The 946-nt window shown below is 65.9% G+C and carries 1 protein-coding gene; it reads right to left on the reverse strand.

The features are described 5' to 3' along the window. Positions 1-44: 44 nt before the first annotated feature. A complete protein-coding gene (locus tag WN71_RS39385) occupies positions 45-887 on the reverse strand; it encodes a hypothetical protein (RefSeq protein WP_206300262.1) in 843 nt (280 codons plus the stop codon). Positions 888-946 lie beyond the last annotated feature (59 nt).

Consider the following 946-nt stretch of genomic DNA (forward strand, 5'->3'; position numbering starts at 1 on the left):
GTCGACCAGGTACCGCACCGCGTCGAGCATTCAATGCCACGAAGTTAGGGCTCAGTTGACGGTGTCAAGGCTCCGGGAAGAGGGAGATTGTACGTACTCGGTGCCGTACGGATGAGTCGGCCGTTGCGCGCCCAGTAGCAGAGCTGCGCGTTGAAGCCGCTCAGCACACGCCCTGTGGCGATGAGGCCGAGATGCCCTGCGATGTCGCGGGCGTGCATGGCCTGGTTGGAGTGCTCCGCCAAGATCCGGCAAACCTGTCCCCAGCGGCCGGAAGCGGCCCTGTATGAGGCATGCGTGGTGGGGAGAGCCGGTGGATGCACGGTGATCACAATGGCGGTGATCGGCGTACTACCGCGAGGCCGCCCGTCGCGGTTCCAGATGTTGTAGCGAGATGTACCGCACTTGACGATGCGAGCGGACAGCCGCACTCGGCGCTTGGGCAGCAGCGCCTTCAGGACGCGGGTGCCAATGTGTCCTACCAGGTCAAGGCGTCCGCTCGGAGTTGCAGCCGCAGCCGTTCCAGCGACGCCAACGACCGTGTCGCGCGCGGCCTCCAGGGCCACGGTGAAGCCGGCCCGGTCGGGATCGCAGCCAGGCGCTGTCTCCACTGCGGTCACCATCATCGAGCGCAGAGCCTGGTAGATGGTCAGGAGTGCCCACATCTCCTGGGTGAGGCCCACCGGGTCCTTCGACCGTAGAACACGCCCTTTGAGCATGGTGTGACGCAGTGCCAGATAGGCGGTCTCGATCTCCCAGCGCTCGTGATAAAGATCGACCAGGCGGTCTGCTGGGTCGGTGCGGTGGTCGCTCAGCGTGGTGAGTAGACGATAGCTTCCGCCGAAGTCGTCGCCGTCGGCGGTACGGGAGCGGATCTCGGCCTCGATCACCCTCAGTCGGACGCCGCCGATCCGGGTGAGGGGCCTTCCCCCGTGAAGGTGGGCACGCG

It is taken from the genome of Streptomyces mangrovisoli, assembly GCF_000974985.2.
Classification (GTDB): Bacteria; Actinomycetota; Actinomycetes; order Streptomycetales; family Streptomycetaceae; genus Streptomyces; species Streptomyces mangrovisoli.